We start from the raw sequence: 13,727 nt of genomic DNA on the forward strand, positions 1-13,727 counted from the left end.
TCGGAGAGGCCGCCTTTAGCGGGAATCCGATAGAGAGGTTCGTAGTTAACCCAGTACGGGTCAAAGCGTACAAAGCTAATTCTAGATGCAATATTTGCGTACAGAATTAGTAACTATTCTGCACTAACAAGAACAAGATGGCTCTTCTCGACTTTGTGTGATAATTTTTGCTTATAGAATCATGAAATGCTTACTGGGAAAGACTTTTAGGACTATTTTGCTGAAGAAACTATCAGTATAGACCCCGTTTCCACACAGAAACCAGAAGAGCCACAAGATTAACTTATAACTTACTCTAGTGCAGTTAAACCCGATCGCCTGAAGCGATCAAAACTATCCAGGGTGCAGGAGTTGAACCTGCCTAGCACGAATTATGAGTTCGTTGCCTCAACCGCTCGGCCAACCCTGGGTTATACTATTAACTCATTATAGATCGGTAATTACTCTGAACGTGAAAATTCAGCCCCACCAAGATGAAAAAATTTGCAATCAGCACCTCCTTGCAGTTAGGACTCCTTTTGATGGTAGCCATGTTAGCCGCCGGTTTCGGTAGCGGTTGGGTAGCCTATCAATTGGGAATCGCCTCCCTGAAGGGAGTCAGTCAACCGGATATCAACCCCGCTAAAAAGTTTACCAACGATCGCACCAGTTATGGTCGCAATCAAACTTTTATCCCCGTGAAAGAACAAGAAGTAATTAAAAGAGTGAGAGTTTATATGCAACAACAGAAAAACAAACCGCAATCAAAGAACGAAACCAAGGGATAGGCTTTAAAAAAGGCGAATTTTGCCTTTTCGCTATGGATAATCAGGATTTATTGACTCGTTTAATTTTAGTCTTTTTACTAATCGTCCTCAATGCTTTTTTCGTAGCGGCGGAATTTTCGCTTGTGTCGGTCCGTCGTACCCGCGTCAGTCAGCTAGTGGCTGCGGGAGATGTGCCAGCGCAGACGGTACAATCTCTACAAAGAAGTCTCGATCGCTTACTTTCCACTACTCAATTAGGCATCACCCTTTCTAGTTTAGCTTTAGGTTGGATCGGGGAGAGTACCATGACCGTTTTTGTGAAGAAATTACTAAGTTTTTTACCCTTTTCTTTAAACTGGCAAAATCTTCTCTCCCATGGTTTCTCTCTTTGTCTAGCTTTTTTAATTGTTGCCTATCTCCAGATAGTTTTTGGGGAACTTTATCCCAAATCCCTAGCTTTAATTTATGCCGAACCGATGGCGCGATTATTAGCAGCACCTATTGGCGTTATTTCCCGGATTTTTAAGCCTTTTATCGGTATTCTCAACCAATCAACTCGTTTTTTATTGGTTTTAACCCGTATTCCCGAAGTGGATCTACAGCGTTCCAGTCGGGTAACTTCCGAGGAATTACAATTAATTATCAGCATGGAAGGGGAATTAACAGGATTAGAAGCAGCGGAAAGGAAAATCTTAAACAATGTTTTCCAGTTTGGCGAAATCACTGCCTCAGAAATTATGGTTCCCCATAACCGTTTAATAGCTATTCCCTCGACCGCAACTTTTGAGGAATTATTGCTCCAAGTAGTTAACAGCGGCTATTCTTGTTATCCTGTGGAAGGAGATTCCAGCGATGATATCCGTGGTCTGATCGATTTTAAAGATTTAGCTTTACCCCTTGCCGAAGGTCAGTTAAATTTAACAACCCCGATTAAAACTTGGTTGAAACCTGTGCGTTTTTTCCCCGAAACCACTCCCTTAAATGAATTACTAACAGTGATGCGGGAATCATCCTTAAAGATGGTTATCATTGTGGATGAATTTGGCAGAACAGCCGGTTTATTAACTCTGAAAGATTTAATCGGTGAGATTCTGGGAACTTTTTCCCCTAGTGATCAATCAGGAATATTAGAATACCAAATCCTCGATGAATCAACTTTTCTCGTACAAGCACAAATGAATTTAGAGGACGTGAACAAAGCATTAAATTTAAGCTTACCCTTGGCCGATGAATACCAAACCCTAGCCGGTTTTATCCTCCATCATTGGCAAAAAATACCGAGGGTGGGAGAACAATTATATTACCAAAATTTAGAATTTACCATCATTTCTAAGGTAGGCCCTCGCTTGGAACAAATTAAAATTTATCGACAACAATTATCCTCATGATATAAATAAGAAACAACTTTTCTCCTTGATCCTTCTTGATTGTTAATCCCGTCAATAGCTGCCCACTCCTATCACCATGAAACACCTTTTGGCACTCCTCCCCCTCAGCTTGGGATTAATTGCCCTCACCCCCGCAAATTTGCCCCTAGAACGCCTTGAAATCTCACAATTAGGAACATCTACGGGATACGATGAACGACTGCCAAAGGACAAAAAAACCCTACTACAAGCGATCGATCATAGTTTACGTTATCTGAATAGCTCGGCGGCGATCCGCGCCTATCAAAATTATCCTATTCCTGAAATAACTCGTCAGCGAGTGCAGCGTTCCTTAGTACGTTTTCGTCAATTAGTACAGAATTCTCCCACTCCCGCAGCTCTACAAAAGGCAGTTAAAAAAGAATTTATTTGGTATCGTTCTTTGGGTAATGATAGTCAGGGAAATGTTAAGTTTACTGGTTATTTTGAGCCAATTTATCAAGCAAGTCGGCAAAAAAACGCCGAGTATAAATATCCTCTCTATCGCCAACCTACTAACTTTTCTCGCTGGTCTAAACCCCATCCAGCTAGGGTAGAATTAGAGGGAAAAGATGGTTTACTAGGGGAAAATAGCCGTCTAGCGGGATACGAATTAGTCTGGTTAAAAGATCGCTTAGAAGCTTATTTAGTTCATGTGCAAGGTTCGGCAAAATTACGTTTACCTAATGGTCAAATTATGAGCATCGGTTTTGATGGCAATACCGAGCATCCCTACACAAGTCTGGGAAAAGAAATGATTGCCGATGGTATTTTTCCTGCTGAGGGTTTAACCTTACCAATGGTTTTGGATTTTCTCAGAAGTAATCCTGAGCAATTAAAGAATTATATCCCCCGCAATAATCGGTTTATTTTCTTTCGAGAAACCCACGGTGCGCCTCCCACTGGTAGTATTGGAGTTCCGGTTTTACCAGAAAGATCGATCGCTACAGATAAAAGTATTTTTCCCCCCGGTGCTTTAGCGGTAATTGAGACAGAAATTCCCCAGGAAAATCTTAATAAAAAATTAGTGAGTCGCTATGTTCTCGATCAAGATACTGGCAGCGCAATTAAAGGTACTGGGAGGGTAGATATTTTTATGGGAACAGGAAAAAATGCTGGCGAGCGAGCCGGTTTAATTAATACTCCGGGTCAATTATATTATTTATTATTGAGGGAATAGGAAATATAGCGTTTCCTAAGCTAGTGATGTACACCTATTTTTCTTCCCTTTTGCCTCTTGCCTTTTGCCTAAAATCCATAACTTTTGTACCTCAGCAGACTGAAAAATGCTCTACTATAGGTAAAATTAAGATAGACTTCCCAGAATCGGTTATCATACTTAAGTGATAATTTAAACAATAGAATCATGAAAAAACCCGTAAATATAGATTGGTCGGATTGTGGTCCAATTACTTTAGTAGTCGTGCAGCCGACTTCTTTTTGTAATCTCAATTGTGATTACTGTTATTTACCCGATCGCCATTTAAAAAATACCTTATCCTTAGATTTAATCGAGCCGATTTTTCAGAGGGTTTTTAGTAGTCGTTTTCTCCAAGATAATTTTACCATTTGCTGGCACGCAGGCGAACCCTTAGCAGTTCCCATCAGTTTTTATGAAAGTGCCTTTGCTAAAATTGCAGAAGTTAGCGAGAAATATAATCAGCAGGGTTATTGTTTTCGTCATTCGGTACAAACTAACGCCACTTATATTAACGATGGTTGGTGTCAATTATTTAAAAAGCATGATGTTTATGTAGGAGTCAGTCTTGATGGACCAGCTTTCATTCATGATATCCACCGGCAAAATCGTAAGGGAACTGGCAGTCATGCTGCTACTATGCGGGGGATTTCTTTCTTGCAAAAACATGAAATTGATGTTAGTATCATCGCTGTTTTAACAGAAGATTCCCTCGACTATCCCGACGAAATTTTTAACTTTTTTTGGGATCATGGTCTTACCGATGTGGCTTTTAATATGGAAGAAACCGAGGGGATTCATTCGCAATCTTCCTTAGATAAATTAGGGATTGAACAACGTTATCGCCAGTTTATCGCCAGATTTTGGCAGTTAGTCACGGCTAAACAAGGAGAATTTAAGCTGCGGGAATTTGAATCGATCTGTAGTTTGATTTATGCCGATGAACGCTTAGAAAATACCGATATGAATCGACCTTTTATGATTGTCAATTTTGATAATCAAGGTAATTTTTCCACTTTTGATCCAGAATTACTATCGATTAAAACCCAACCCTACGGTGATTTTATCTTTGGTAATGTTTTGAGCGATTCCCTAGAATCTATCTGTGAAACCGAGAAATTTCAAAAAATTTACGCTGATATACGCGGTGGAGTCGATTTATGTCGCCAAAAATGCGATTATTTTGGGGTTTGTGGGGGTGGTGCCGGTAGTAACAAGTATTGGGAAAATGGCACTTTCAACTCCACAGATACTAAAGCCTGTTTATACCGGATTAAGTGTATCACCGATATCGTTCTCGATCGCCTAGAAAATTTATTAGAAGTTTAAAGATTTTTTTAGCTATCAGTAAACATTTATCAGTTATCAGTTATCAGTTAAGTAGCTGGTTATAATTAAATTAAAAATGGATTTTAGGTTCGATCCCCCCTGCCCCCCTTGATAAGGGGGGTGCCGATCCCCCCTTAGTCCCCCCTTTAATCCCCCCTTAATAAGGCTTATCAGTTATCAGTTCACTGATTATTGTTTACTAATAACCTATGAAAAAACTTAATCTAAATACCATTTTTCCAAAGTAATGGCATGGTATTATTCTTCTTCTAAGGTTAATCCTAACGCCTCTAAGCGTTCCGCTAGTCGATCCGCGCGTTTCTTTTCCTTATCGGCACGTTTCTTTTCTTTATCGGCACGTTTCTTTTCTTTATCAGCGCGTTTCTTTTCTTGACGCATTTGAGACTCTAACTCAACAGTTGTTAAAAATTTTTCTCCATCGGGACGATACAATTCTAAACTAGATTTATCCCAGATAAAACGCATACCTAAGCGGGGACTTATCCAGTCATTGATGGGGATAATTTCTCTTAAATTTTCTCCCTGTCTTTGCCAACCTTGTAAACGACAGCGCATCGGGTTATATAAATAGTATTCTTCTACACTATATGTGTCATAAAACTCTAATTTTCGACTCATCTCTGCTTTTGTATTCTTCGGTGATAGAATTTCAAAAACCACTTGAGGAGCGATATTTTCTTCCTGCCATTGACGATAGGAACCCCTCCGTCCTTTGGGACGGCCAAAAGCTACCATCACATCGGGAGCAACCGGTGAAACCAAAGTAGAACGCAGAGGATACCAGAGTAAATCTCCGGCAATAAACACCTTAGGGTCATCCGCAAAGATAATCTCTAAATTCTCCTTAATTTTGACAATCCACTCATATTGTTCGGTATTATCTGCCATCGGTTGACCATCACTATCTGGGAAAAGAAGATCGTCGTCAATATCAAGATAACTAACCATTGTCTTTTATTTTTAATAGATGGTTGTTTTTTGATTGTAGCAAGATAATTATGAATTATGAATTATGAATAGGAATTATGAATTGGGGAGTGGGGGAGTGGGGGAGTGGGGAGGAGGGAGAAAAAAGCTGATGGCTGACAAAAGGTCTTAAGTGGTGGTTATATCTATTAGAGTCTATATTTATCAAAAAGTTAATTGACTAGAATCTATAAAGGCGTTAGGATTGATGGTGACAAATAGTTATTATTGAGGAGGAGATAAGAACTTGATACAGGCAACCCTGCACCAGTTAAGGGTTTTCGAGGCTACCGCACGACACAGTAGCTTCACCAAGGCGGCCGAGGAGTTATTTATCACTCAACCTACCGTCTCAACCCAAGTCAAACAACTCACAAAAGCTGTGGGTTTACCGCTATTCGAGCAAATTGGCAAACGTTTATTTTTAACCGAAGCGGGTCAGGAATTACTGTTCACCTGTCAAGAGATTTTTAATAAATTGGACAACTTTCAGATGAAAGTGGCCGATATTAAGGGAACTAGACAGGGAAAACTGACTTTAGGCGTAATTACTACCGCTAAATACTTTGTGCCGCGATTACTGGGGGCATTTTGTCAACAGTATCCCGGTATCGACATCGCTCTACAGGTGACTAATCACCAGAAACTGCAAGAGCGAATGTTAAATAACGAGGATGACCTCTATATTCTCAGTCAACCGCCGGAAGAAGTGGAACTTTGTTCTCAGTCTTTTCTGGAAAATCCTCTAGTGGTGGTGGCGCGACGGGATCATCCATTGGTGGGCCAGAAAAATCTGCCCCTTGAGTGCCTCAACCATCAACCTTTTATTATGCGCGAATCGGGATCTGGAACCCGCCAAGCGGTACAAAAATTATTTAATCTCCACGATATTAAAGTTAAGGTGCGTTTGGAATTAGGCAGTAACGAGGCCATCAAACAGGCTATTTCTGGCGGTTTGGGACTATCGGTACTATCTAAGCACACTCTCATCTCGGAAGGGGAAAACGGCGAATTAGCCATCCTCGACGTGGAACAGTTTCCGATTCAGCGCAATTGGTACGTTTGTTATCTGGCCGGAAAACAACTTTCCGTGATTGCCGATGCTTTTTTAAAATACCTGCTGGAAGCTAGTCAAGCCATCCCGATTCATGCCCCGTTAAAAAATGGTCACAGCCTATTAGTGACCCATTAAACCTTAAACTTTAATTCAGGATCATTTTTCTTCTTGAGGTGGTTATATGTTCGAGTCCTTCAGCCAGACTATCTGGTTGGTACCTCTTTATGCCTTTGCGGGCGCACTTCTCGCCCTACCCTGGTCTCCCGGTATTATCCGGCAAACTGGCCCGCGACCGGCTGGTTATCTGAACTTGATCATGACCTGCTGGGCTTTTTTGCATAGCCTTTTTGCTTTGCTCGCCGTTTGGGGTCGTCCGCCCCAATCTATAGCATTTAATTGGCTAAATGCCGCAGATTTAAGCATATCTTTAGATGTGCAGATTTCGGCCGTTAATATCGGGGCTTTACTGCTAATTACCGGCTTAAACCTCGCCGCTCAGGTATATGCGATCGCCTATCTAGAAATGGATTGGGGTTGGGCAAGGTTTTATTCTCTCGTCGCCCTCTTTGAAGGGGGTATGTGCGCCCTAGTTATCTGTAATTCGCTATTTTTCAGCTATTGTGTGCTAGAAGTTCTCACCCTCGGCACTTATCTGCTGATTGGTTTCTGGTTCAATCAATCTCTGGTGGTAACGGGGGCGCGGGATGCTTTTCTAACCAAACGGATTGGCGATTTAATCCTCTTGATGGGAGTGGTGGCCCTTTTACCCCTGGCGGGAACCTGGAACTTTGACCAATTGGCAGAATGGGCGGCTACAGCCAATTTAAACCCCAATGTGGCTAATTTACTCTGTTTAGCCCTGATTGCGGGTCCAATGGGCAAATGCGCTCAATTTCCCCTGCATTTATGGCTAGATGAGGCCATGGAAGGACCGATGCCCGCGACAATTCTGCGGAATACCGTCGTCGTTTCCACTGGCGCTTGGTTATTGGTGAAATTAGAGCCAGTGCTACAATTATCGCCCTTAACCTTACAGGTGATGATCATTGTTGGCTCTGTCACCGCTATCGGTGCGGGTTTAATTGCGATCGCCCAGATCGATGTCAAGCGCTCCCTCTCCTATTCCGTCAGCGCCTACATGGGGCTGATTTTTATCGCTGTGGCCACCGGACAAACGCAAACCGCTTTAGTGTTACTCTTGACTTATGCGATCGCTATGTCCCTGTTAGTCATGGTGGTGGGTAACATCATTTGGAATAATATCAGCCAAGATTTAAGCCAATACGGCGGTTTATGGTCCCGTCGTCCCGTTTCCGGTATTTGTTATCTCGTCGGTGCCGCTAGTTTAGTCGCACTGCCTCCCTTTGGTGGTTTTTGGTCATTAGCCCGCATGGGCGATCGCCTCGCAGAAATCAGTGGTTTACTGTTATTAGTGCTATTGTTGGTCAATGCCTTAACTGCCTTTAGTGTCACTAGAGAATTTTGCGTTTTCTTTGGCGGTAAAATCAAACCAATGACCCTGCGCTCTCCGGAAGCTCTTTGGCCCTTAGTTATCCCCATGACTGTGACCATGGGTTTCGCCCTTCATCTGCCGATTTTATTAGCGCAATGGCATTTATTACCAAGTAACTTAAATCTGGGAGTTGCTTTTCTCTTGGTACTTTCCACTGCTGGGGGCGTAATTCCGGCAGCATATATTTATCTGAATGAAAATATCTCCAAACCGATCGTTTTTCAACCGAAAGCCCTTCAAGATTTCTTTGCTAACGACCTTTATACAGCCAAATTGTATAAAGTCACCATCGTTTTTGTCGTCGGATTAATCTCGCAAATTATTAACTGGATCGATACCTTTCTGGTGGATGGCATCGTTAATCTGGTGGGATTAGCCACGGTTTTTGGTGGTCAGAGTTTGAAATATAACGTCTCAGGACAGACCCAATTTTACTTTCTGTCGATTATTTTGGGGGTGGCTTTGATTGGTATTATCATCTGCTGGCCCCTACTAGCACAAATTTCTCTAGTTTTCAGTTAAAGATTTGATAACTTAGGCTTTTCTTTAGCATCCCCGGCCCTGACAATAGGATTTGTCCTGATTAATGGAAACAATTACCTATGTTCAATACCTCTCGTCGCCAATTAATCCGTTATGGGGGTGGTTTTTTGGGAACCAGTCTAGCCGCCTCTGTTTTGGGTTCTCAGTTGTCCAAAAGTAACGCCCAAACTGCTGTTAATTCCCAGCCATGGCTAACGGCTCAAAATCAAGGATTGAACCCAGACCAGGCCTTAACTATGCTCATGGAAGGCAATCAACGTTTCTGGGAACGAAGAAAAAAAAGTCCTAACCGCGATCAAGCTCGACTCACAGAAGTGGCCGAAAGTCAAGCCCCTTTTGCGGCAATTTTGGGCTGTGCCGATTCTCGCGTACCAGCAGAAATCGTTTTTGATCAAGGATTAGGAGATCTATTTGTGTGTCGGGTAGCGGGAAATTTAGCCACTTCCGAAGAAATTGGTAGCCTCGAATTCGGCACGTTGGTGTTAGGAGCCAAGGTAATTGTTGTCCTTGGACATTCTCGTTGTGGAGCGGTAAAAGCCACCATTGAAGGGGGTCGATTCCCCGGACAAATCGGTCGTTTAATCGATGGCCTACAGGTGGGAGTTGATCGGGCCGAAAAACAACCCGGTTCTAACAAACTTGAGCGAGCAATTAAATCCAATGTTGTCTATCAAGTAGAGAAATTAGGCAAATCCCCAGTTATTGGTGAATTAGTGGACGGCAAACAATTAAAAGTTGTCGGTGCTTACTACGATCTCGATACCGGCAAAGTGAGTTTAATTTAGTCAATTCTAGATTAGTCATCGTGTCGTTTGGCTAATCCTTTTCTCATCCCAGTCATTATAAATTTGATCGATACCAATATGCTCAGTACCCTGCTTTGGTTGCCAATAATTGGAGCAATTATCGTCGGTCTTTTCCCCGATAAATTTGCCCCAGCAAAATTACGTCAAATTACCCTCTTTTTTGTTGCTGCCGTCCTCTTTTGGTCTTTATATCTGCTGACTCAATATAACTTAACCAGCAATGGCTTTCAATTTTCTGAATACCGCGAATGGGCAAAACCAATCGGTTTAAGTTATAACCTCGGAGTCGATGGTTTGTCCTTACCGTTAATTATTTTAAGCTGTTTCTTGACAGGAATAGCTATCTATAGTAGCGAAGAAAAAATAGAGCGTCCCCGACTTTATTACATCCTAATCCTCCTGATTAACGCTGGGGTTTCTGGGGCATTAATGGCCAAAAACCTGCTGCTGTTCATCGTTTTCTATGAACTAGAATTAATCCCCTTTTATCTGATGATTGCTATCTGGGGAGGCGAAAAACGTGGCTATGCTTCGATTAAATTTCTTCTCTACACTGCTGTCTCCGGATTATTAGTCCTAGCGGCATTTTTAGGCATAGGTTTCCTCAATGGTGGCACTTTTGACTACTCCTCCCTCTCGACCGCCGATTTCTCCCAAAAAACCCAGTTACTGCTCTTAACTCTGCTGTTAGTGGGATTTGGCATCAAAATCCCCCTCGTACCTCTCCATACTTGGCTACCGGATGCCTATACGGAAGCTTCCCCCGCTACAGCAATTTTACTAGGTGGTATTCTCGCTAAACTCGGTACTTATGGCTTAGTTCGCTTTGGTCTGCAATTATTCCCGGAAACTTGGTCTTTAATCGCCCCCGGACTGGCAATTATCGGCGTTATTAGCGTTATTTACGGGGCATTGAGCGCTATTGCCCAAAAAGACATTAAACGCATGGTGGCCTACAGTTCGATCGGTCACATGGGCTATATACTGGTAGCAGCCGCCGCTGGCACGGGTTTAAGCGTCCTTGGTGCCGTCGCGCAAATGATTAGCCACGGTCTTATTCTCGCCCTCTTATTCTATCTGGTGGGCATCGTCGAACGCAAAGCCGGAACTAGAGATTTAGATGTTTTAAACGGTTTAATGAACCCAATTCGCGGTTTACCCTTGGTTAGCGCCCTATTAATTCTCGCCGGTATGGCCAGTGCTGGTATCCCCGGATTAGTGGGATTTGTGGCGGAATTTATCGTTTTTCAGGGTAGTTTCTCCCGTTTTCCCGTGCAGACGGTTCTCTGTATCATCGCTTCCGGTTTAACGGCGGTTTACTTTGTTATCCTGCTTAATCGCACCTGTTTTGGTAAATTGGATAATAAACTTGCCTACTATCCCAAAGTCCTGAAATCGGAAACTATACCCGCTTTTGTCCTAATGGTATTAATCGTCTTTTTAGGCATTCAACCCAATTATTTAGTCCGTTGGATTGAACCCACCACTAACTCGATGGTTGCCAGCTTATCGGGGGAAGCAAAACCTAGTTTTGTCTTCAAAAAATCTCCGCAAAAGTCCTCAAAAACCAACTGGTTGAATCGGGGTAAATTTTTGAGTAATAGTTAGTTATCCCTTGCTGTTTCCGAATTATTGTAACCGCTGCTAATTACTTTACCTAAAACTATGACTGGGACATTAATCAAAGCCAAAATTCCCCCTTCTACTCACGAATTCGCCGACATTATCTATCGTTTAGAAGCGGGTGGATCCATGTTGCCGGATACTCCCGAAAACCTGATGCAAATTATCGGCATTTATAAAGCTTATGCCGTGCCGATGGATTTTTATTGGCGAGATCTGCTCTATATTGCCGAACGAGTTTTCCTCGATCCTTTGCCCTTTTTTAAATATTTTCTGCCCGAAGAATACCTAGACCTACAAAATCATTACGCTGGCGATAATGCCGATTTACGCATCTGGCGCGGTACGGGTTCTGCTCACCCTGAATTGTTAGAATTCATGGATCAAGGTAAAACCAGAAAAATGCCCAGATTAATCCATCATCTTTGGCATGATCGCATTAATATGGAATTTGCTGAAGCCTGTATGCAAGCCATGTTATGGCATGGCCGCGATATGGGTTGGGGTTTATTTGATGCCTATCTTGATTCAGAAGAATATCGCCAAAATGCCGACCGCGCTATTAAGGCCTATTTCAAGAAAAATCCCGTCATGATGAAACTTTATGACCTGTTCCCCGATATGTTTTTGGAACAGGTGCGGATGATGTCCTACTACTCTAATTTAGGACTATTCTGGGAAGTGATGGCCCCGGTATTTTTCGAGATGTCCGATATCTACGATGAAGGCGGCTTTAAAGGTGTTCCCGATGCCATGAATTTCCTCGTTAATGGTATTTTTGCCATCGCTGGCCGGCCGATTTATCATCACGTTTATATTGATGGTCAATGCTACGAAATTATCCCCAAATCAAAGGCTTTTACTTGGCTTTATGAAGCGGCTTTACCCTATGTGGAAGCGGTCTTTTATCGTACTGCTCCCTTCCGGGGTACAAAGTCCTATAATGCCCAAGCAAAACAGGTTCCTGACGAACAAAAAGACTTTCACTATGGCATTCTTTATGCGGATGTTTTCCCCGTGGGTACTGCGGGAATTCCTCCCACTTTGTTAATGGATGATATGTATCATTTTTTACCCCAATATCTGATTGATTACTATCAGCAAAACTGCCGGGGGGAAGATGATATTTTGATTCAATTGGGGATTAGTTTCCAGCGCTCGATGTATAATGTTACTTCAGCAGTTATTCAAGCTCTACGCACTGCTTTACTCTATCCCCTCGACGATCCTAATCCCAAACATTTACTTAAAAATCGTCAATTCTTTGAGGCACAAATGGACAGATTTAAACGCCCCGAAGCGCGTCTCAGAGATATCCAAAGTCCTAATTATCGTTAAGGTTTTTGGGTTATTTTTCTGGTGGGTTTATCGCCCACCTTTTTTTGATTATGAGATAACCGACACCCAATGTCATACTAATACTAAATCCCTTGAGTAACCCACAGAAAACGGGTTTTTCCGAGAAACTGGTTTTCTACTCGAGGGAATAAATAATCAGTATTTAATAGCCAGATTTAGTATTAAGTACCTAAGCAAAATTAATTACACATTTCGATAAAGCTTTTGCTTCTTGCCTTCGTTAAAACCACCCACTTAATAGGATAGTTACAGAACGTAAAAATTGGCTAATTCAGGAGTTATTATTATGCTAGACCAAATGATGAAGATGTTAGAAGGGCAACAAATAAGCCCCTATCGTCTTAATAAATTTCTCGGTGCGGGTGGTTTTGGTGGTGTATTTCATGCTAGTGAAATGGTCAGAAATACATCGGTCAAAGAAGTTGCCATTAAAGTTATCCCCGAAAGTAGCGATGATAAATTAATTGAGTTAACAAATTCCAGAAAGTTAGAACATCCTAATTTAATTAAGAGTTATGCGGTGGGGGAATTTACTTTTCTCAATACTGAAATGCTTTATTTAGTGATGGAATTGGCACAGGGTAGCCTAGAAAATCACATTGCCAAAGGCAGTTTGTCAGCGGATGAGATTACAAATATTACTGCTCAAGTCGCCCAGGGCTTAAATTATCTTCATCGACAAAATAAAGTGCATCGAGATTTAAAACCGGGTAATATCCTCAAGGTTAATCAACAATACAAGTTAGCAGATTTTGGCTTAATTAGAACCTTAAATAACAAAAGCCACACTCAAACAGTCCACAATACCGGTACAATTATTTATATGCCTCCCGAAGCCTTTAGGGGTGATATTTCCTCAGCTTGGGATCTGTGGTCATTAGGTATTATGTTAATCCAAATGACCACTAATCAACTTCCCTATAAGTTTAATAATGACAATAATCAATTAATGGTAAAGGTGATAAATTGTGAGCTACAAATCCCCAGTTTACCGAAAGAGTTTAAACAGATTATTGAAGGGTGTTTGCAAAAAGATAGAAGACAAAGATGGACAGCACAACAGGTTTTAAATGCCTTACAACCTCTGGGATGGACTTCTCCCCCGTCACCTCCACCAGCACCGGCAGCAGTCAAAAAGCCTGTTTCACCAATACCCCTAA

The 13,727-nt window shown here is 42.0% G+C and carries 11 protein-coding genes and 1 tRNA gene; 10 read left to right on the forward strand and 2 right to left on the reverse strand.

Translation table 11 applies throughout. The features are described from left to right. Positions 1-336 precede the first annotated feature (336 nt). Positions 337-409, reverse strand: a tRNA-Ile gene (locus EWV60_RS00935). A gap of 64 nt (positions 410-473) precedes the next feature. Between EWV60_RS00935 and EWV60_RS00940 the strand changes: the two genes are divergently transcribed. From EWV60_RS00940 to grrM, 4 genes are all read left to right on the forward strand, one after another. Next, positions 474-767, forward strand: a complete 294-nt coding sequence (locus EWV60_RS00940) for a hypothetical protein (protein ID WP_002752521.1) — start codon at positions 474-476, stop codon at positions 765-767. A 32-nt stretch (positions 768-799) separates the two neighbouring features. After that, complete coding sequence (locus EWV60_RS00945) at positions 800-2,134, forward strand: hemolysin family protein (RefSeq protein ID WP_002775691.1); 1,335 nt, start codon at positions 800-802, stop codon at positions 2,132-2,134. Positions 2,135-2,210: 76 nt separating this feature from the next. After that, a complete protein-coding gene (mltA, locus tag EWV60_RS00950) occupies positions 2,211-3,332 on the forward strand; it encodes a murein transglycosylase A (RefSeq protein WP_002775689.1) in 1,122 nt (373 codons plus the stop codon). Between the two features lie 186 nt (positions 3,333-3,518). Next, entirely contained in the window at positions 3,519-4,679 is a 1,161-nt protein-coding gene (gene grrM / locus EWV60_RS00955; protein WP_002775687.1) for a cyclophane-forming radical SAM/SPASM peptide maturase GrrM/OscB, read from the forward strand. Between the two features lie 258 nt (positions 4,680-4,937). Here the strand turns inward: grrM and EWV60_RS00960 are convergent, their stop codons facing one another. After that, entirely contained in the window at positions 4,938-5,648 is a 711-nt protein-coding gene (locus EWV60_RS00960) for a Uma2 family endonuclease (protein WP_016516314.1), read from the reverse strand. 265 nt (positions 5,649-5,913) lie between these two features. Here EWV60_RS00960 and EWV60_RS00965 point away from each other — a divergent pair, with 265 nt between their 5' ends. The 6 genes from EWV60_RS00965 to EWV60_RS00990 all read left to right on the forward strand — a co-directional run. Next, on the forward strand, positions 5,914-6,858 hold the full coding sequence (locus EWV60_RS00965; protein ID WP_002733390.1) for a LysR family transcriptional regulator: 945 nt from the start codon (positions 5,914-5,916) through the stop codon (positions 6,856-6,858). A gap of 46 nt (positions 6,859-6,904) precedes the next feature. Then, the gene (locus EWV60_RS00970; protein ID WP_287230315.1) at positions 6,905-8,758 is read left to right on the forward strand and encodes an NAD(P)H-quinone oxidoreductase subunit F; all 1,854 of its coding nucleotides are present in this window, start codon (positions 6,905-6,907) and stop codon (positions 8,756-8,758) included. A gap of 80 nt (positions 8,759-8,838) precedes the next feature. Continuing rightward, entirely contained in the window at positions 8,839-9,564 is a 726-nt protein-coding gene (locus EWV60_RS00975) for a carbonic anhydrase (RefSeq protein WP_287230317.1), read from the forward strand. Positions 9,565-9,642: 78 nt separating this feature from the next. After that, entirely contained in the window at positions 9,643-11,193 is a 1,551-nt protein-coding gene (locus EWV60_RS00980; protein ID WP_287230319.1) for an NADH-quinone oxidoreductase subunit M, read from the forward strand. Between the two features lie 57 nt (positions 11,194-11,250). Further along, entirely contained in the window at positions 11,251-12,546 is a 1,296-nt protein-coding gene (locus EWV60_RS00985) for a CO2 hydration protein (RefSeq protein WP_287230321.1), read from the forward strand. Between the two features lie 307 nt (positions 12,547-12,853). Next, the coding region (locus EWV60_RS00990) for a serine/threonine-protein kinase (RefSeq protein ID WP_287230322.1) at positions 12,854-13,727 on the forward strand (874 nt) is incomplete at its 3' end.

This window comes from Microcystis sp. Msp_OC_L_20101000_S702 (assembly GCF_007095705.1).
Lineage (GTDB): Bacteria > Cyanobacteriota > Cyanobacteriia > Cyanobacteriales > Microcystaceae > Microcystis > Microcystis ichthyoblabe_A.